The organism is Pseudomonas sp. A-RE-19 (assembly GCF_019956555.1).
Classification (GTDB): Bacteria; Pseudomonadota; Gammaproteobacteria; order Pseudomonadales; family Pseudomonadaceae; genus Aquipseudomonas.
The window spans coordinates 105,088-125,138 of sequence record NZ_JAHBDQ010000011.1 but is presented as its reverse complement, the minus strand read 5'-3'; the positions used below and the strand labels follow the sequence as shown (position 1 = coordinate 125,138).

Annotated in this window: 9 protein-coding genes; 6 read left to right on the top strand and 3 right to left on the bottom strand. The window is 52.8% G+C overall.

Annotated features, from left to right (window positions below; translation table 11 throughout):
• The first annotated feature begins 1 nt into the window (after position 1).
• The 3 genes from KGB14_RS08700 (at position 2) to KGB14_RS08690 (ending at position 7,612) form a co-directional block, all read left to right on the top strand.
• A complete protein-coding gene (locus KGB14_RS08700) occupies positions 2-1,543 on the top strand; it encodes a hypothetical protein (RefSeq protein ID WP_223485670.1) in 1,542 nt (513 codons plus the stop codon).
• 1 nt (position 1,544) lies between these two features.
• Complete coding sequence (locus KGB14_RS08695) at positions 1,545-6,974, top strand: ATP-binding protein (protein WP_223485668.1); 5,430 nt, start codon at positions 1,545-1,547, stop codon at positions 6,972-6,974.
• Between the two features lie 215 nt (positions 6,975-7,189).
• The gene (locus KGB14_RS08690) at positions 7,190-7,612 is read left to right on the top strand and encodes a very short patch repair endonuclease (RefSeq protein ID WP_223486048.1); all 423 of its coding nucleotides are present in this window, start codon (positions 7,190-7,192) and stop codon (positions 7,610-7,612) included.
• A 102-nt stretch (positions 7,613-7,714) separates the two neighbouring features.
• On the opposite strand, the gene KGB14_RS08685 is transcribed toward KGB14_RS08690, so the two are convergent.
• From KGB14_RS08685 to KGB14_RS08675, 3 genes are all read right to left on the bottom strand, one after another.
• A complete protein-coding gene (locus KGB14_RS08685) occupies positions 7,715-8,575 on the bottom strand; it encodes an HNH endonuclease signature motif containing protein (protein WP_223485666.1) in 861 nt (286 codons plus the stop codon).
• 757 nt (positions 8,576-9,332) lie between these two features.
• A complete protein-coding gene (locus tag KGB14_RS08680) occupies positions 9,333-12,473 on the bottom strand; it encodes a sacsin N-terminal ATP-binding-like domain-containing protein (RefSeq protein WP_223485665.1) in 3,141 nt (1,046 codons plus the stop codon).
• Positions 12,470-16,045, bottom strand: coding sequence for a DEAD/DEAH box helicase (locus tag KGB14_RS08675; RefSeq protein ID WP_223485663.1), 3,576 nt, complete (start codon positions 16,043-16,045; stop codon positions 12,470-12,472). Before KGB14_RS08675 ends, KGB14_RS08680 begins: the two co-directional genes overlap by 4 nt.
• An 823-nt stretch (positions 16,046-16,868) precedes the next feature.
• Here KGB14_RS08675 and KGB14_RS08670 point away from each other — a divergent pair.
• The 3 genes from KGB14_RS08670 to KGB14_RS08660 all read left to right on the top strand — a co-directional run bounded on the left by KGB14_RS08670 (position 16,869) and on the right by KGB14_RS08660 (position 20,051).
• Entirely contained in the window at positions 16,869-17,609 is a 741-nt protein-coding gene (locus KGB14_RS08670) for an SDR family NAD(P)-dependent oxidoreductase (RefSeq protein ID WP_223485661.1), read from the top strand.
• 214 nt (positions 17,610-17,823) lie between these two features.
• Positions 17,824-18,813 carry a hypothetical protein gene (locus tag KGB14_RS08665; RefSeq protein WP_223485659.1) on the top strand — a complete coding sequence of 330 codons (990 nt, stop codon included), beginning with the start codon at positions 17,824-17,826 and terminating at the stop codon, positions 18,811-18,813.
• A complete protein-coding gene (locus tag KGB14_RS08660) occupies positions 18,813-20,051 on the top strand; it encodes a hypothetical protein (RefSeq protein ID WP_223485657.1) in 1,239 nt (412 codons plus the stop codon). Before KGB14_RS08665 ends, KGB14_RS08660 begins: the two co-directional genes overlap by 1 nt.

The window sequence follows — 20,051 nt, the reverse complement described above, 5'->3', positions numbered from 1 at the left end:
GATGGATAAGTTAAAGGACTATTTGAGCGACCCCTGGCAGAAGTCTAGTTTGCACAAGACTTACAAAGGTAGCTTCTTGCACTTGACTCCTTCACCCGAAGTCACAACGGGTGAAATCCTACTCGCGTCCTTATATAGGAATGTAGGATTCGTCGATAACAAAGCTGTGGGTGAAACCGTCTGGGTTCTTGGAACACCTTTCAAAAAACAGCTGGCAACTGGGAGGCGTCCGGATAATGCGCAAAGCGAGGTGGCGTTCGATACCAAGCTATGGAACACGGTGGTAAACCGGGTAATCGCGACGCCGAATCTCTCGGGACAATCCCGCCAGCGTGGAAACCAAATCGCCCCGCTTGTACCCGACGCCACCCTATATTCCATGTCAGCGCGGCTCAAGGGCCACCCATGGAACCCGGGTAAGCTCGTGGCAAGAATGATTGCCCTTGGTAGCGATGACTACGGCGCAGCCCTGGCAACCTGGCAGAAACTTTTCTACAAGCTAAGCGTCACTTCGGAAGAAGATGATGTTTGGGCCAGGATGCTGCAGTCAGAATTCGAGTCCTGGCGTGTAGAAAAGATAAGTGATGCCTGGCAAATGCCGAGCGAGTTCCCTCAGGATGAAGGCACCTTTCCCAGCCCGTTAAACCTTGATTGCCCAGCCAAGCGCTTTGTTGAAGATCTCCATGTGGTGCTCGATTTAAAGCAGGACCTTACCCGTAGGCAATGGGTAAGCATGTTGGAATCTTTGTGCCGGATAGGAACCGCCGCTCACGTTACCTGGTGTTGCCACGCCAACAACAAATGCTGCGAACTTATAGAGGAAGCGTTGCGTCTAGGGAAGCGCCGTAGCGAGTATGAAGTGGCTGAAAAGCTCTCAACAGGTAAAGGATTTTGGAGCCTTGGCCAACTCACAGCGAAACCGATAAAGGAGGCGGCACGTCATTACATCGAAGGCCGTGGCGCCCTGAATCTGTTGCTGCATATGCTGGAGCAGGCAGGTTTTGATATGTCGCAGGTTAACCTAGGGTCCACTGCCGAGATTGCCGAAACGCTGGATTATCTAGCCCAGCATCGCGGTAAGTTTGACTTCAGACTGTATCTTAATAACTTCAACCAAATAATAGAAAGCGACCCCAAAGTTGCCGAATGCAAGAAGGGCTCGTCGAAGAACGTGTTGGAATTCCTAGAACACGTTGCTCGGCAACGCATAACTTCCGAGGCCGGACTCGAGGGTTATGATCAGGGGTACTACATGGAGAAGCGCGGCAGCCACTCAAACTCGCCGCGCGTTGTTGGTCTCGGCCCCCTGTCGACGTTGTTGATGGTCCATTGCGCAGCCAATCGGGTAACAGGCCCCTGCACTGTTCAAAATTTGTGTCAGCAGCTGGCCGGGTACGGTATCAGCGCCGAAATGGCCCTAGGGAAAGGTGAAAGCTTGAACAAGAGACTGAGAGATATGTCCATCGCCATCGATAGCCCCGATGCTGAAGGTGGCATGGTTATCGCTAGCCCCTTGGCGAAAGCCGGCAAAGAAGGAAACTAAAGTGATCGGTGACTTTATTGGCTATCTGGTATCGAAGATACGAGCAGAAGCTGGACACTTTATCTCGTCGGAAAGTAACAACCTGAGGGTCACATTCTCTGCCCCTCCAGCCGGCATTCTCGACGAGATCTACGACAGATTCGATGCAATGGGTCCCCGTTTGGAGCTTGAATCTGACGGCCATGTAATGCTGGTGCCCGTATTGCGAGTTCAAGAAGGGATTGAAGACCCTTCACACCAGAATACCACCCGGTGTTCGAGTAACCATGTCGTGGCGATTAGAACCTCATATGGCTCTTACTTGGCACTTTCGACCATCAATTCCCCCCCGTTGCTATCTACAGATACCACAGCGAACAAACTGGGTTTGAATCGGGTAAATCACGTGTCTTTCTCTACATGGAGAGAGGAACCCTTCGTACAGGATGTCTTCGAGGCAGTCTTGAGCCGGTTTAAAGATGTGCCCTTACTGGAGAAAGAGCTGGCCTGGAAAGCTCTAGAGGAGGCCTTCATCGAGTCTGCACAGGCCGGGGACATGCAGGAGCCTTGGGAGTTGCTCCGGGCCTTGTACGATTTGGGGGGGAATGGAAAAACCAGCCGGGACCTATGTCACGCCCTTGGAGTACCCAAGCTTGAAAACGGGGAATCTCCCGAGCCAAATATAAACTACGACATTGCCAACTACATGCAGACTCATGGCTTCACGGCCGGTATCCACTTGTTGCAAGAGGATGCGAGCTCAGAGGAGGTTTCCGAAGCCCTAAAACTTTTGAGTCAGGACTTCGTGATGCTATACCGGACGCCGCAGAGATTCGTCACCCGCCCGCTCGGAAACTACGCCAAAGCCGGGAATGCTGAAGGGGTGCAATGGTGGCACGTACTGTCGCAATCCGTGTGGATTGAGCTGCTTAATCAGGAAGAAAGTAAAAATCTGGGCACGCTCAAGGTTACCTGTGCCAATGAGTTGTTCCGCTCCACCTTGACTAGCCAATTGGCAGTTGTAAAAAGTTCGCCCCAATTTCTACTCAGAGTTGACGAAGAGTTGCTGGGCGAGGAACTCTCCGTGTACCGAGCCTCAGGTCGGAAAACCCTTGAGCTGATTCAGACGATTACCATTAGTGATCTTGAAACTCAGTGGGATGATAGTTTGTGGCCTTGTGATCATGAACAGTACGTTCGCTATGAATTCATCTGCAATAAGCAGGAGAAGCCTGCCACATTCAAACTAATATCACTGGAGTCCTATCTTCCTGCAGTGGTACTAAACTGCCGATCAGCCCAGAAATTAACTTCTTTTAAAAAGAAAAGGGTAGGCCGTGGAGCGAAGACCACCAATCAGTACGAATGTGAATTGGTGACCAACGGCACAGGCACCCAGACTATCGAGTTTTTCTACCGTAATGCCGTGAGCTTGCCTGACAGCATTCGCGGTCAATTCGGCGAGGGGGTAAACGCTAGCGAAGTGGTTTGGCCAATGACAATCTCCGAGGTACAAGAGGGCCACGCATTAGCCGTTATTGAGATTACCGAAGATTGTCAGGTCAGCTTCGAGATGACCCTTCCCGAGTTAGACGGGCCGACCACCTATGTTCTTAATATCAGTGCCAACGAATTTACGGCCAAAGGGGCCTCTAGCGAGTTCGACAGATTAGTCACCAACAACTGCACCCGCTCTGAAAACGTAGCCAAGACGGATGTCGAGCAATCCATGTTGACTCTCCTAGAGCAATGGATTTTAGAGAGCGAGGATTCATACCAACCATTGGTTATTGGCCCCGGCTTTAAGGAGAGCTGGCATCAACCAGATTGGACCGTGCAGCCTCGTATTTCCAACCTTCACCTGTCCCTAGATCCACGCCCAAGGACGGACGAGCTGGCCCCTCCTTCCGGTTACCTGCAAGCCCGGAAGCAAGCACGAGAGCTTCTAAAGGAACTTTGCGACGTTAAAGGATGCACTATCGAGGCACTCAGCCTGGGCCAGCTCATGCTGGATAAGGATAACCGCAGCATTATCGAGCGCTACGTATGCGAGTACGCAGACTGGCTATCGGCGCCTAACTCCCTGGCAGCCTGGGCAGATCTGATCACGGTTCACAAGGCTCAGCAACAAAGCCACTTTCTAGACTCCAAACCACTCGCAGTACTGCTGTCCCCTTTTCACCCGGTTCGGTTAGCTTGGCAATGCAATGCCCAGCAACTCATGCAGGATTCGATCAATGCAGGGTTACCCTGTCCGGTTGCCGGGATCATCGAGCCATACAGCTTTCCCGATTGCCTGGCTCTGAAGTGCAGGGATATGGACGGCCGCTTTAATCCAGCAGGGTTCGTCGCCGTTAAGAGCTCATCGGATTACTGGTCAGTTCTATGGCGGGCCGATCTTATAGCCGAGGTGAGCAAAGGCAATTATGAAGGGGTATTTGGCAATGACCTGGGGTTGAAGATCGAGGGAATGGTAAATGGTTTCAATAGGCAGCAGGTGAAGCGCTCCTTAGACGAAATCCGTCACCTCTACCCTGCCAAGTCCACTCTCCGGATTTCCCTGCATAGCGACTCATCTGGGTACAGCTCCTGCAATGATGGAATAGATGAGTGGTGCCTGGAGAATCTTGGGCCGGACGCCGACGAATGGTCTCCTGCCCATGGTTTAACACTTCAGATCATAGATAAGAGACCTCGGGAGGAGCAGCCTAGGCCAGCAGTGCTTGCTTCCCTAACAGAGCGCTCAGGCACCAAGATTAGGTGGTATACCAATAGCAAAGGAGATCACGCTGAGCGGGATCTTTCCATCGTCGACCACTTGCAGACCATGGACCAAGAATTCCGCAAAGACGGCGTACTCTCCCCTGTTGATCCTACCTGCGTATCCCGCGTTAGCATCAAGAAAAACGCCGCTGCCTATAGACAGTACTTATCTCTATCCAGAGCTGGCCAGTTCGTTAGTGAATCAACTGGTGACCTATTACAAGATAACCTGTCCCGAGCCCTGGAATTGCTCGAATCGGCTTGCGTCAATGACGCCCAGTTTGACAGCCTCAGCTTCGCACCCAACTTACAAACTTTGAACAACTCATTGAGGGATACGCGCTATAGCGCAATCTCTTCTTCTGCCGTAGACGCTACCTGCTTCCACAGCCCTGGCAAAGACGCATACCTCTGGGACTTCGAACTGCCGCGTTACGCGCCAGGTGCGGGGCAATCGAGTGGATTCTATTTGGTGGCAAAGCAGTCACCAACCATGGTCACGGCAGTGAGGAACGTGCTGAAACAGCTCCCCGGCACAAGGAACGTCAGCGACGAACAAGTGGCTTCACTGCTTGACGAGGTTTCTCGGCGGGGGATCCCGACTCTAAAACGGCTTACCAGCGGAGGCTCTGCAAGCCTGGGTGAAGTAGGTATGCTGATAGCTGCACGCTTGCTTCAGTCAGACTTCCAAAACGGTAGCGAAGGCAAGGGACTGGTTCCCGCAATTGGTAACCGCATGGTGAATCTTGTGATCCCGGCGGACGTATTCCAGCCGCGTTTCGACGAGCTACGCAAAGCCCTGGGTGCGGAGACTAGGGAAAGGCCAGACTTGCTTGTTTTAAGCATTGCCTTCGGCATAGATGCAGGGGACGAGTTACTCGAACCGAATGCCCTCAAGATCACGCCAATCGAGGTGAAGGCTCGCTCCACCGAAATGACAGAAAGACAACGTGACGAAGCGTTAACGCAGGCTAAATCGTTCGCCGGATTTCTCAATAGTTTGAAAGAACGCGGGAAAGATTCTGCCCTTTGGGGAATTGCTTACCGTGATCTGATAGCCAGTTGGCTGGACTATGGCTTCCGTGTATACGGTGAAACTGAAGTGGCTCAGGCTACTCCTCGCTGGGTTCAGTATCACCAGCAAACTATCGCCAGATTGATGTCGAATAAGCTCGAGATTGAACTCGACCCTGAAGGGCGCCTGATATCTATTGAGAACACTTCCAAGAGCCGAGTGATGTGCACAGGGAAAAGTCCTCTAAAAAACACTGCTGTCCTCGGCTTAGAGTTAGCTGGAGCCCTGTTGGCTGGGAATCAGCCACAGGTGGTTGCAGACATGGTGAAGCAGGTAGGTAACTGGGACCTGCTGGCAGTCAGCAACTCGACTGCGGAAGTAATAATCGAGGAAAAAACCCAGTATCTCGGAGATAAAAAAGAGATCCACGGGTTAGCAGAAGAGGCCTCCGGACTTAGTGAGAATTTGTCCGAGCCAAACGAATCATCCTCGCAGTTAGGGGAAACCGTTCTTACAAGTAATGAGTCTGAAATCACTATTCCGGAAGCTGGCGCCGGACTTAATTTCAAAATTGGCAGCACTAAGGATCTCATTGGAAGCAAGGAAGTCATTTTTCACCCAGGCAACACTGAGCTAAACAATATCAACATAGGAGTAGTAGGCGATCTAGGGACTGGAAAAACCCAGCTACTAAAATCATTGGTTTACCAGATGGTAAAACAACCAGAGCAAAACCGAGGAGTGGCTCCTAAGATCTTGATTCTGGACTACAAGCGGGATTTCAGCGATACGGAAGATAGCTGCCAGTTCATTAACAAGGCTAAGGTTAAGGTTGTTTCTCCATACAAGATACCACTGAACTTATTCGCGACGGATGGAGACAACTCCAACCGGACGATGCTCGACAAAATCGGCTTCTTCCGAGACATCCTGCGCAAGATCTTCTCAGTGAACGCGCCGGTTCAGGATAAAAATCTCAAGGAGGCTATCAAGACGGCATATCAACGCGCGAGGGAGGACGAGGGACGTGATCCTACTATCTACGACGTTTTCAAACACTACGAGGCGATCGTCGATAAGCCTGACTCCGTGACCGGAATCATCAGTGATATGGTGGACTACGAGATCTTTGAAGATGATCCGACCAAAATCGTTAGCTTCGACGAGTTTTTCGAAGGGGTTGTGGCTATCGACTTGAAAGACCTCAGTGATGAAAAACTGAAGAAAATGGTAGTTGTTATTTTCCTTAACCTCTATCTCGATTACATGTTGAAGGTAAAAAAGAAGCCTTTTCTGGGTAAAGATCCACAAACACGCTTCATCGACTCCTACTTGTTAGTGGACGAGGCCCACAACATTATGCCTTACGAGTTTGAAGTGCTAACTAAACTCTTGGTACAAGGCCGAGCCTTTGGAATCGGTGTAATACTTGCCTCCCAGTATTTTAGTCATTTCAAAACAACACGAACAGATTATCTAGAACCTATCGGGAGCTGGTTTATCCACCAAGTGCCAGGATTAACGGCGAGAGATCTGGATAAAATAGGCCTACCGGCTGCCTCTGACAGCATGGTAAATCGCATATCAGGTCTAGAAAAATTCAACTCCCTCTGCAAGACACTTGATTGGAGCGGCGAGTTCATTGAGGAGGTGCCCTTCTATCAACTTGACTAACTGGCAAGTGGGAGGAGCAATAAACTGGCCTCTTGATTTGCACACCTCAGTCGCTCGCCATAACGCCGTTCGACTTGAGGTGTTATTTGAATATGTGTAAGTCTTATAAGTCTTTCGATGCTTCAGAAGAGGTGATTCGTGAACTGCCTTTCTACGAACTGGTCAAGGAAGGGAATGGAGGCCTTGCCGAGGAGATTTCAAACTGGAAGTCAGATATGACCGACTTCCTCTCTCCTAAAGAGCGGTCAGAAAGGATGGCCCGAATCAAAGGGAGTAACACCCGCCCAGAAATAGCGCTGCGCAAGGTGCTACATAGTCTCGGCCTACGCTACCGCCTGAATGGGTTAGGCTTGCCCGGCAAGCCCGACCTTGTGTTTCCCCGGTACAAGACGGTGGTTTTTGTGCATGGATGCTTCTGGCACCGACATTCCAACTGCAACATTGCCACGACACCGAAAAGCAACACAGCATTTTGGGTGGAAAAGTTTGAGAAGAATGTCGCTCGGGATAATCGGGTGACATCGTCTCTAAAGGCAGCAGGATGGAAAGTATTCATCGTTTGGGAATGTGAGGTGGGGTCTACCAAAAAAGCTAACGCCACCGGAAAGCGACTTGCAAACTTAATACGAGCGGAATAGGAGAGTACTTACCTAATCAAAGATAAGATCATTTCGATAAAAACCACTTACAGAGCAATTATTTGCGAAATTTTATTAAAAACCTATTATCAAGCACCCACTCTAACCGGCAATTATATTTTCTTTTAATTCAATTGCATCTTGAAGATTTTTACCGAACTCCTTTCGATCAATGGAATGGTGAGCACGACGATGACAATTAGGACAAAGTGCAGCAACATTTGAAGGTAAATCTGGTCCTTCATCGGCAAGCCGAGTGAGATGGTGCACTTCAAGAAACCCCCGTCCATCTGGACGAATGAATGGAGCCAAGGACCCGCACGCTTCGCATTGCCCATTTGATCTAAGCGATGCGTAGAGGTGAACTGCAGCACTTCTAGACCTATACTCCGTCAGATTTATCCGAGGCTCGATTTTACTGGAGTTCAACGACACTAGCCGATACTGCATCTCCCGCAAATAACTGGATGATTCTAGATCCAGATCATTTTGCTCACTATAATAATTATACTTCTCTTCACCAATAGGTAGAAGGCGAAAACGCCATAGCTTATCACCCTGACGACTGCCATTAATGGGCACAAACTGCTCAAAACCTGAGACATTAAACTGCCCACAATAGGAAAATAATTTCCCATAAGTCCCTCGATCAGCCACTTCTCTCGCCGTGGGCTCTCTTGTCGTAAAGAGTAGAACTGAAAATTTTCCAGAAGAGAGCTTGGAGTTCGCGGCATTACTCAGAGATTGATCACCCATGCGGCCTTGGCCAAAATACCACCAAGTACCGTCAGAGAGTCGCTCATCCGAGTAACCAGCTTTCTTACCGCCTCGGCCTCCTGATGTACAAATAAGACATCCTGCCTCCTCCTTCCCCCAAAGAACACCTGACTGCGCTTGTCTGCTACCTATGAATTCAAGGAGACGGGATCTTTCATACTCTTGACCAATGAAAAAGGGGGACATTTTCACTCCAGAACCACACATCAAGTTGTATCAACATACGCGAAGACAGAGCCGGACTATAGAGAAAACATCAATACGCCACCATACGAGAATCAACATCTCCCGGAAAATCAGAAAGCTTCTGCGATGCTCCGAGGTAATAAGGCTTAGTCACGCGATGACCCGCCACCTCAGGAAAATTGGTATGGTCGCGGTAGGGATTAGAGTTACCTGCCACCCCACGCACAGATCCGTACGTGCGGAACTACCGCATACGGCTCCTGCCTCGGGTTTGTGACGCGAAGCGATCCTCAGGGTAAGGATGTGCATTTCTGGGTCTAGGTATGTAGAGATCGGCAAGGCGTCCGTAACGAGACCATTGAAGCCGATTGCGCTGGCTGCGACGTTTGAGGGCTTGCAGCCATAGACGGCATACCGCCAGACGAAAACCACCAAGACGTATCAGGTTTCCCGGCACCGCGTCGTAATTGAAGTATCCCGTGACCACCCGAGCAAGCCACTAACCCACGACTCGAATAGACTCATGACGTCGGCGCTTCAGCTCATCCGGATAGCCAGCAGCATCGCACGCATCCGCTTCTTTGCCGTCAGTCGAGGATTTGAAAACCACCATTTCTGTTGGCGCTACTACCAAATGCCCGAACAACAAGGCCCGATCGCTTCTGATCGGGCTAATCCGTTGAAGAATATTTTCGCATGGCCAGCGGTTCACAGCTGTCGTCGGTGTCTATCTGAGGCCTGATCTGGCTACAAGGAACTACTCCTCACTTACTTCCGAGTCCAAGCATGCCTTAACATCGACCATATGCACGTGTGTGAAATAGAGAGGTGTCACGTCACCACCCAAGGCTATCTCGATCTCGTTACTTTCAGCATTGGCGACGAGGTCATGCATTGAATTACGTTGTTCGTTGGCATACAGGTACGCAGCAGCGTGGTTTGGACAAAGTGCAAGGTAAGCCTCTCGGTAGCGCTTGGGCGAATCAATCAGGAGCTCTACTGCCTCGAAATAATACGCTCCTGTAGGTAATTTGAACGGAAGCTCGCCCTTGCATGCCTGGCAAACCATTTGTCCGTTCGAGTTGGTGTACTGATCAGCAAGATAAATCTTCGCCGCTGCCTTTGCCTCAGCAACTCCTATTTGCACAGAACGCTGCCGCTGCGCGGAAGTCTTTTCTGGGGTCTTCGTGGCCTCATCCCCCACACGTTTCTGACGAAGCTCAGAGTTTTGAACAAGTCGCTCCGGAAGCTCAACTGGATCAGGATCGAATTTTGTCGCCGATTCCAAGATGCGCAGCTGCAATGCGACCGGAAGCCTGTTGAACGCTTGAGCCCGCTCCAGGTCCTCTTCCGAGTTAAACCCAAGCTCAGTGCGGTGCGCAGAACGAATAACATTGTCAGCAACTCGTTTCTTGTCATCTGTCCCGAACTCGACAAGTTCAAGCCATTTGAACCCGGCATCGACCGGGAAGCCCTCCGGTAATCGCGAGGCATTGGCGGCACTTGGCTTGACGAAGGTACCGTCTATTTGTGGAACCCACGCTAGGTTTCGGAGCCACCAGACGAGTTGCGAGTCGGCATAGCGTGCACCGCTGCTCTCATTCTTCCGATAGCAGGCACGAAGCGCATGAGAGCTCGCATGACACATAGCCGTCCACACCAACCTTGAGCCATACATTGTCTGCGTCATCAGCATGTCGTAGGCTCGCTGGGTCAGTGTGAAATCACGGTTTATGGGCGATGTAAATCTTTCGCCGGCAACTTGAATCAGATACGAGTGGTACCTCGCGTTCTCCTTGCAGGTTGTCTCGACGTAGAGCCCATTGAGCTCTCGCTCAACACCAGCGAACTCGAAGAACTTGACCAGCTTGTCGAGTTCGATCGGTTGATCCTTGTACCAAGCACTAAGTGGCCATCTCCTAGCTCTATCGTCCTTGATGGATTCATAGAAGACATGAAGTCCAGTATTTACGAAGGGTGCGTCTAGGTATGCATGCTTTGCCTGGCCCCACTCAAGGTCGGGTGAGTCAACCCGAAATATACATGCATCAGCTATCATCTGTCGGCTTTGCGAGTTCTTCTCAGCGAACGCCATGAGTCGTTTGAGGTCCGCCAGGTAGGCCTTGTCAGAAGGAGCTTCTCCTTCTGGACCATAGCGAGACTGGAGAAGAAGTGTGATTTCTTCAAGCTCGCCGGGAACCTTCACACCGATGCTGGTGAGGAACTTCCGCGCTTCTGACTGCTGCCCCTTCTTAGTTCCTATCGTGAATACATCCTCATCGACTCGAGGCAAGGGATCCTTTGCACTGGCTGGGCCTGTCTGAAAGTAGGCCCCCTGCGGTAGATGATAAGTACCATCGACCATGCGAACTATCCGAGTCTCATCCAATGAGAAGTAGTCATCTTCCTCCCCGCAGTACTTGTTTAGAATGGCATATAGTGCTTGATGCCATTCTGGTGACTTGGAACCTAGCCAATTCAGTACCTCTGGGTCGACCCGCGCATTGGTCCAATAGTAAGAGGTAACGCGCGCACGTGCCTCAAAGAAGTCCTTTAGGTCCTCGACATCCCAAGTTGGAATGCCAAGACTGCTCAGAAATTTGTCCTGGTTCTGATTCCTCTGGGCCGCACCAATGGCCCATGTTGGTTTGTCTTGCCGCTCAGTCACAAAGGCAAGGTCTTCATCGGAAAGCAATGCTTTGATCGATGCCCGTGACTGCCAAAGCCGCGAGCTGGGCGCAAAGCCTCCGGCGTACGTAGGCACAAGCGCTTGGGATTTCATCTCATCTACAATGGCCGTGCGAATCACCTTATATCGGTCTGCCACCGGGTCATCGTTGTTCGGAAGTACTGCTAGGAAGTCACCGGTGAGAAGCCCCATGTTCTTTATTGAATGAAGTGCCCGCGCGCTCAGCTTCGCGAGTTGGTCAATGAGCGGGGTGTTCTCCGGTGAGTTCTTGATGCTTGCTCGGCTCAGCTCCGGTATGAAGGGGGCGTGCAAGTGATATCGAAGACCAGAGGACTCCTTTTCCGCTGGAAAGAAAACTGAAACCTTCCCCTTGACTGCGGGAGCAATACGCAACTGCTCTGCAATCGACCTGGTTTGGTCGAAGGAGCTTTGCTCACTACGGAAAACCAACTCGAATGCGACAGCGACGCTCTGATGCTCAACACCATCAACCGGAGCCGTGAACTGATGGACATTCTCGACAGGGGCGGAAAATCTAAGCCAGTGAGAGCTGTAAACGTCACAACCGTCGATTTGCTTCAGCACCTCAATGTGTGACTCTGAGTGCTCATTTCTTCGTACAGCGCCTTCCTGACTGCCAACCTTCCACCGAATCAACTGAAGATTGCTCAGAAACAGTAGGGTCGTCTCAGACAGCTGCTCCAAGCCCGACTTGACCTCTTCATAGGCATCTTTGACGTTCTTCTTCGGGGTGTTGAATGGAAACTCGAAACGCGTCTTTTCACCCAGACCGGGATGCTGAGACACTGCCTGAGGCATCACCAGCTTCAAAATCTTGAAGCTGTAGTCCCTTGAGTAGATGATGGGCGTCTCGGTGTAGACAAACACCGACTTGAACCCGACGCCGAACTTGCCTATGCGGTCAGGGTTGTTTTTCTTGCTACTGTTGTGAATTCCTGTGATGGCTCGAATGTCGGCTTCATCGAAATGCCGGCCACCGTTGTGCTCGAAATAGCATGCGTGAAGCCCTAGCTCAAACATGACTTCGGTGGCGCCAGCGTCCTCTGCGTTCTGAAGAAGCTCGTAGATGAAATGAGCTTCGTCTGGGTAGAAGTCTTCGAAGATACTGAGGTTGATGTCCCCCTGATTGGCCTCGATGCCATCAAGGAAGCGCTGACGCTGCTCAGCAAGATCCTTCAAAAAGCTCATATTGGCCTCCTGACTTCCAGAATACCGAACACCGTGGGTGTGGCTCGGATGTCGCCACTTTCGGCAGCCTGACGTAAGGCGGCAATACGCATATCAAAGTCAATTTGCGCACGCTCTAGTTCGGACTGTTTCATCACACGAATCTTGTCGTTCGTCGCACGCCCTATATGTTCTTCCAATAAGGCCTTACGAGCAGTAAAGCTGGCCGTCAGGCTCTGAATTCGCACGCCAACAAGCTGCCGATTGTCTTCGGAATGCTGTGTCGACTTTGCCAGCCACAGCTGGTGATGGACGCCATCCAGGCCATCCCAGACTTGCTGCGATGGCACCTCGACGCTAGGCGCGTCAGTTACCCCTTGCAGTAACTCCAGAAGTGCCTCTGCGATGAGTGCTTCAGCAGCCACAGGCACCAGTTCTTCATCATGCTTCACGCCCTGCCTATACCAGCGGTAAAGCGCAAATGGATGCATGCCAACAGGCAAAGTCTCGTGCATAACCGAAACCTTGACGATGACCACCTCCGCCTCTTTGAGGAAGGCCGCCGCTTGGCGGAGCAACGGGTGCCCCAGAGAGAGAAGCACCGCTGATGGATTTTCTACAGCACACTCTTGCTCGAATGTGGCTTGCAGCGTTGGCACAGAGCCTTTGAGCCACCTCTCCCACCCTCGATGCATCGGATCAGTTGAACGCGGAAGCTTGCGGAAGTCCTCGAGCAACGTAGCGCGGGCCTCTTGACTGAGACGCAAGGTTTTCAGTGGTTTGTCCCCAAGTAGGAAATCCTGCTCTTTACCAAGACGTCGGCCCAGATAGGATGCCACTGCACGGCTAAGCGCATGAGGTTCAAGCCAATGGTTTCGGGACTGCGCCAGACGCTGTTCCCAGCTCGCAGCAGCGATATTGAGTCCGAATAGCTCACCCTGGCGCTCTTCGAGGCGCTGCTCTTCCTCGATTTGTCGAATCTTATTGTCGGACAGCTGCTGAAGTCGTTGGGCTCGCTCCTCTTCGCTGAGGCTGAAGGTCTCGGCGATGCTGTGAAGCTCTCGCGTGATGTCACCCAGGATTTCCTCATTGCCGCCAATGGCGTGCTGGAACACTCCGATGCGAGATAGGCAGCGGTCATAAATTTCCGCGTCAATCGTCCCAGGTGTGACCAGGTTGAAGATGCCCACCGCATCGCTTTGCTGCCCATAGCGGTCAATACGGCCAATGCGTTGCTCGATTCGCATCGGGTTCCACGGCAGATCGAAGTTGATGAGACAGTCGCAGAACTGGAAGTCCAGACCTTCACAACCGACCTCCGAGGATAAGAGCACATCGATTGCGTCTTCATCTTCCTTGGGCAAAGAGAAGCGGTAGCGCAGCGACGCACGGTTTTCATCGGAGATACCACCGTGCACTAGGCCAAAGCGGATGTTGGCAGCCTCCAGCTTGCCAGCGAGATAGTGAAGGGTGTGCCTGAAGGTACTGAAGACCAAGAGCTTGTTACGAGGCATGGTCAGTTTGTCAGTGACCACTTGCATGAAGGCTTCTGCCTTCGGGTCCTTCGGATCCAGACGCTTGGCCCGCTCGACAAGCGACTCGATGTCCTCGCTAATTTGGTCCACGAAGTCGAAAGAGCGCTCCTCAACGTTTTCACCGTCGTCCTCAGCTTCAAGACGGGCTAGCTTGCCCAGAAGGATGTCCTCGAGAGCTGGAGCCAAGCCATACAGGCTGCTCGCAGCCTGTCTGCTGACCGTTGTCATCATGAACTTGACGTTCTGATTGCCGTGCAGCCGAGCGAAAATGCGTGCGATGACGGAGAGTAGGTCGTCGTGAAGAACCTTTTGGCTTGGGGTGAACTCAGTGGTAACCGTCTCAGCCTTTCGGGTCGTGAACTCACCGATGTCGCGGCGCCTGGTGCGATTGATGAGCGAACTAAAAGTGTAGAGGTCTTCTAGGGCCTGGATGGTCTTAATGCGAACAGCGCCGTCCTCAGATCCTTCGGCTAGCCCGTCATAGATGTGCTGGAACCCCGGGTTCACCGCGAGCACCTCGCGCCCCCAAGTAGTGCTGGCAACGCCACGAAGTTGCTCCCGCACTTCCTCTGTCCAGCCTGAGCTTCCCCGACGGCAGGCTTGAATGCCCGCGTTGATAAACTGGTTAGGCTCAGCCATCTGGTTGAAGCTGGCCGGATCAATGATGACGTCGGGGCGTAGGACGTTGAGCAGCGTGTATAGGTCTTCACGACCAAGTTGCACCGGGGTAGCCGAAAGAAATACTACCGCCTCCGCATTATCCGCAAAGTAGCGCACTGCTTGGTGCAGAAACGTATCGGCATTGCGGATGTGATGCGCTTCATCAACGATGACTAGGTCGAACTTCGGTGAGGGATCCAGCTCAAGCAGACCAAGGTCTCGCGACTTCCCCTTGCCCGGCTTGCCAAAGAGCAAATCGCCGTCGAACAGTGAAGTCGGAAGAATGGCTTTCTCATATTGGGCAGGCCACTCACCACTGAGGTGTGTTTCCTTAATACAGTGGCGGAGCAGTGACCCGTCGAACGCGACGAAGTGCTCATCAAAGCGCTTCATTTCCAGTTCCCATTTGCGCTCGGCTACCAGAGCTTTTGGGCAAATGATGAGGACTGACTTGATGTCACTACGGGCCTGCAACTCCTTGAGAATGAGCCCAGCCTCGATTGTCTTACCCACACCAACTTCGTCTGCAACAAGCAGGCGTGGCCGGTCTGCTCGAATGAGCTTGAATATCGGTCGGTACTGGTACGGTACAAACCGAACGCGGCCGGAATTCAATGAGTAGAGCGTAGAGGCAGACGGCGAGGACAGTTGTACTGCACTGAGCATTGCGGAGAGCTCGGTCGCGGTTAGGACCTTATGGCTTTCAGCTGGATCATCCAGTGCTTGGAGTTGGCTTTCATAGTAAACCTGCCTCGCCCCATTCTCGAAGACCCGGTAGCGGGTCTCTGCCTCTACGCTCGGAAGTACCTCCAAAACGGGGAACACGGCGTTTGGATTGGAGCGCAGACAGAGTAGCTCTCCAACTGAAAACTTTTGTGCCGATTTTGGCGCGGGCGCAGGACTCTCTGCAGGTAGGGCGGTCTGGGTAGAGCCCTGAGTTGACGCTGCGAGCACTTCAGTTTGCGATGCCATCCTTGCCAGAGTAGCTCGCTTGAACTCTTCGACTCGGTTTAGAAGAGCATCATCAGCATTAATGACGTAAAGGAACCGCTTCAAAGTATCGGCGTCTCGATAAGCGTCCGTGGAGTTCAAGCCACCTGCAGGAGCATGAGCCCACCGATTGCGAACGCTTTGCAGCTCCCTAATCCAATTTCTCGCCTCTCTCGGGAGGGGCTCGGCCCCTGCCAGTTCAGTCCAGTTCTGATCAAGCACGCGAAGGATAGCGGCTAGGTCAAGCCCCGAGAGAGACTGGATACGCTTTTCCTCGACGATTCGTTGCTGCTGAAAGGTCAAACGGTTAAAGACATTGTCGACCCACCACTTCGGGCTTAGCGAAGGAAGTTTTGTCTCCAGCCAACGTGCTATCACCGCTCCCGATGCATGCAGCAACTCGTTCATTCCAGTTCCTCGGAAAACGTTGTCGTTGGTATCCAACGGTAGCCTAATGGCGGACAACTGCTACAACGCTACGTGAAGGACGTTTGGCAGCTTCGGCTCAAGCACAACTGATTGAGATACCTCTTTCGGCAAAGCTTAGCCGGTTGGCCCCTACGATTTGGTTTTTCAGGCCGATTCGAGAAAAATCGCTGAGACGTCTGATTCGACAATCATGAAAAGATCACCACTTAAAATAGGCGGATACGATCACCCTAAGCATTGGGATCAAGAAGGTGTGTTGGCTGGACGCTTACGCCTGCCGTAACTCCGACATTGAAGCATCAGGTTAAAACCGGTCTCACCCTCTTTCCCCTTTCCGAGGGCTTGCTGGGGCAGTCACCCGACTTGCCATCTTTTTATGCCCCCAGTGGAGCAAATTTCACGACAGGATCGGTCACGCACAAACGAGATGGGGGGACAAATGGGGGGACAAAACTTAAAGTGAGCGTACAATCCAGTAAAACAAGGCCATAACTCAACAATAAAGCCGCCCACAAGCCGGCTTTTTAATGCCCGGAATAATCCTCCCCCCACCGCTCTCCTGACCTTTCCCCCTGGTGAAGCCTCTCTCACAGGCATCGATCCGTGCGAGCACGCCTGCGCGCTATCGAAACAAACGGGCCTCCAACTGTCATGGTCGCGCAACGATACAGTTCGTTGCCCATGCCCGTCGCCGTACCGGTACTTCCCTCGCCAAGCTCCCTAATCTGCAGTTCGTCATCAGGCACCCACGCCTCAGTTCGCCAAGTACCGATAAAAAATGCAATAAAAAAAGGAGCTTCAATTGAACACTGATGAAACAGTGGTTGTCACCGGAGTGACATCAGGTATTGGTCTGGCCTGTGCCAGGAAGTTGATCGAACAGGGAAGCAAGGTAGTTGGAATTGGGCGCAGAACCGAGCGCCTCAATGCATTGGCCGACGAATTGGGTGAGCGTTTTTATCCCCTAAGCTGTGATGTGCGTGACATCGACTCACTCAACACACAGCTGAAACAACTCCCCGATGCATTTGCCGCCATCAGCAAACTCATCAATAGCGCCGGCTTACTTCAGGGACAAGGGACGTTACTGGAAGTCTCGGATGTTCAAATATCCACCATGCTGGAGACCAATGTTCACGGTTTGATCAATGTCACTCGGGCGGTATTACCCAAGCTGATAGAAAGTGGACGCGGGCACATTATCAACCTGACCTCGATTGGCGCTCATTATCACTACGCCGGCGGCCATGTCTATGCGGCATCCAAAGCCTTTGTCGACCACTTCGGACAATGCCTGCGCACCGAACTGGTGGGCGCTCGGGTCCGGTTGACCAACATCGCACCTGGTAAAACCCGCTCAGAATTCGCCTTGGTTCAATTTGCCGGCGATCAAGCCAGAGCCGACCGGGTGTACAGCACCCTGACGCCGCTTGAGCCGATGGATGTTGCCAACTCGATCCTCTGGGCCCTGCATCAGCCCTCCCACGTCAATATTAATCTTATTGAACTAATGCCTGCTGATCAGGAACTTTCATACCGGTGATCCCATGAGCCAATCTCTCGCCCACTACTATGTCAGAAACAAACTTACCCACAAGTTGATCAGCAAGCGCGTGCTGTCACCTATTTCACTTTCCCAACAGCCACCGGCTGACTTGGTACAGGCACTTTGCATTGAAAGTGAAGTGTCAAAGTTGTCCGATGTTTATGCCCGGTTCCAACACTCGGACGATAACCAGACGGGGCTTCCTCGTTACATGCCGTTTTATCGTTTCATACAGTCCAAATTCCCCGGCTTTCAATGGCAGGTTCGTTCCACTCAGGGCAAGAAAACCTTGATTCTGGACAAGCCGTACATCAACCAAAGCCGTCCTTCGCTGTTGAATTTGCTGCTGTGTGCCATCAACGACAACACCGCCACGACCCCGGCCCTGAAAGTGCGATACCCCGCCATGCGAGAACTGCCGGACGAGTTGGTGGTGGATCTTGAGCAGGCCTTTGAGCGTTTGTCATTTGCCCAATCAGCGCCCCACTTTGTCGCGCGTTTTGCCCAGGCTCTGGCCAAGGGACTGGCCGGTGAAACCATTACCCTGGTCTCCCCGGTGTGCCCTGATTACGGCTACGAAAACAAGAATGGCCGCCTGCGCTATACCTTCGAGCATCTGGGCGAAGGCATCGGGCTGGTGGCCGGACGTGTGGTCAAGACCCTGCCTGACCTGCAAGCAGTGCTGCAAAAGCACGGCATCGATGCACGGATCGCCGTGGCGGCCGGGGATTTTGAAGGGTTTGACGCCAGTACCCTGAGCCGCCTCAAGGAAACACGCGAAGGCTTCGCTCACAAACTGCGAATCAGCCAGCAGAAGATCCTCGACGTTCTCGGCCCAGGCGCCGAGTCGATCATGATCGCCGAAGCGGCCGGTGGCGAGGACTGCTGGCATGCACTGACGACTGAAGCCCAACAGCGTCTGGCACATCAGGACAACGGCTGCATCGTCGAGGACGATCTCGACTATGCCTCCATCTTCAGTGCCCGACTGCCGCTCTATCAGGCCTGGCACCAGCAGCGCAGCAACGAAGAGCTGATGCAGATCCTGTATGCCCAGGGTGCGGAGTATGCGGCCATCGGCAAGGTGTTTGCCCGGCAGTGGACCAACCCGATTGTTATCGGAGCGGATCACAATCGCATGCAACCCTTCTATTGGCTGTACAGCACCATTCCTGTCCTTTACCTGACCCGGGTTTACTGATGAGCGCCCGTGAAAGTGCAGGTCAATGCACTCTCTACTGTCAGTACGGGCCACAGGGCGATGTCCGTGCCAGCTATGCCCATCTGCCCTTCCAGGGTTTCTGGACCTGGCTGACCGGCAAGGGACAGGCACTGGCACCCGAGGCGTTAAAGCGCGCAATGAATGAGAGCGGTGAGCGCTTTCTGGTGGCTCATTTGCTGTTCACCTGGTCAGTGATGATCGCCCTGGTGATGCTTGGCCAAGCCGTTCTGGAGGGAGCCTTCTCCACGGGTACCGCGGTGTTGCTGGTGCTGGTGGGCTGGGTCTTGATGGTTAACCGATTGCGCAGCATGCAAGCCACTTTCCACTACCTGACCCACGGCGCGGTGCTCAAGGACAAGGCTCGCGCGCAGCGCTATGCCAGGCTCTTTCTGACCACACCGCTGCTGTACCAGGATTGGGACACCTATAACCAGAGCCATGTGCGCGAACACCACAATATCCATGTGTTGTGCTCCGACACCGATCCCGACCAGCGCTTCATTCGTGAGCAAGGGTTCTACCCGGGGATGCCGGAACCGGTCTACTGGTGGCGAGTCTGCTGCACGCCCTTTCGCCCCGTTTACCTGATGCGCCAATGGCGTGGGACGCTGCTCGACAGCTTCGTTCGTCTTGACCGTCGTGAAGCGCTGTTTCGCGGCTGCTTCTGGGGCGTATTGCTGACGCTACTGTGGGCGACAGGCGGGTTACCAGCCTTTGGCTTGATGTATGTGATCCCGCGCGCTGTGCTGTTTGAGCACTCCATGTGGCTGCAATTGTTTACCGAGCACCTGTGGTTCTATCACCGGGACGCCCGCAGCACCGAGAAAAGCCACTATGGCCGACTGACCTGGGGTCGTTTCCAGGGCCGTACACCGCCAGAGCGCGGGATCATCGCGCACGCCGTCTGGGTATTGAAGTGTGCGCTCTACGATCTGCCGGTGCGCTTGTATGTGTACCCGCAAGACTTGCCCAACCACGACGCACACCACCGTCGCCCCAACGTGCATTACCGGCATATCGCCAACTATCGCGCCAGCGTCGAGCAACAGCCTTCCCCTTACGGCCCGTTCCTCGAAGTCTGGGGGTTCATGGCGGGGCTGTACCTGATTCGCGACCATTTGTGCCGAGGAGTGACCGAGCCGTTTACCCCTCGGGAACCTGCTTCTCTCGATACCCCAAACAGCCTGTACCCAACGTCCACCTCTCAAGGAGTCTGA

Bases quoted from the DNA above. Each gene is read 5' to 3' on its own strand.
- KGB14_RS08675 (WP_223485663.1), bottom strand. From the start codon at position 16,045: ATGAACGAGTTGCTGCATGCATCGGGAGCGGTGATAGCACGTTGGCTG.
- KGB14_RS08680 (WP_223485665.1), bottom strand. From the start codon at position 12,473: ATGAGCTTTTTGAAGGATCTTGCTGAGCAGCGTCAGCGCTTCCTTGAT.
- KGB14_RS08665 (WP_223485659.1), top strand. From the start codon at position 17,824: ATGCCGTTTTATCGTTTCATACAGTCCAAATTCCCCGGCTTTCAATGG.
- KGB14_RS08700 (WP_223485670.1), top strand. From the start codon at position 2: ATGGATAAGTTAAAGGACTATTTGAGCGACCCCTGGCAGAAGTCTAGT.
- KGB14_RS08685 (WP_223485666.1), bottom strand. From the start codon at position 8,575: ATGTCCCCCTTTTTCATTGGTCAAGAGTATGAAAGATCCCGTCTCCTT.
- KGB14_RS08690 (WP_223486048.1), top strand. From the start codon at position 7,190: ATGACCGACTTCCTCTCTCCTAAAGAGCGGTCAGAAAGGATGGCCCGA.
- KGB14_RS08660 (WP_223485657.1), top strand. From the start codon at position 18,813: ATGAGCGCCCGTGAAAGTGCAGGTCAATGCACTCTCTACTGTCAGTAC.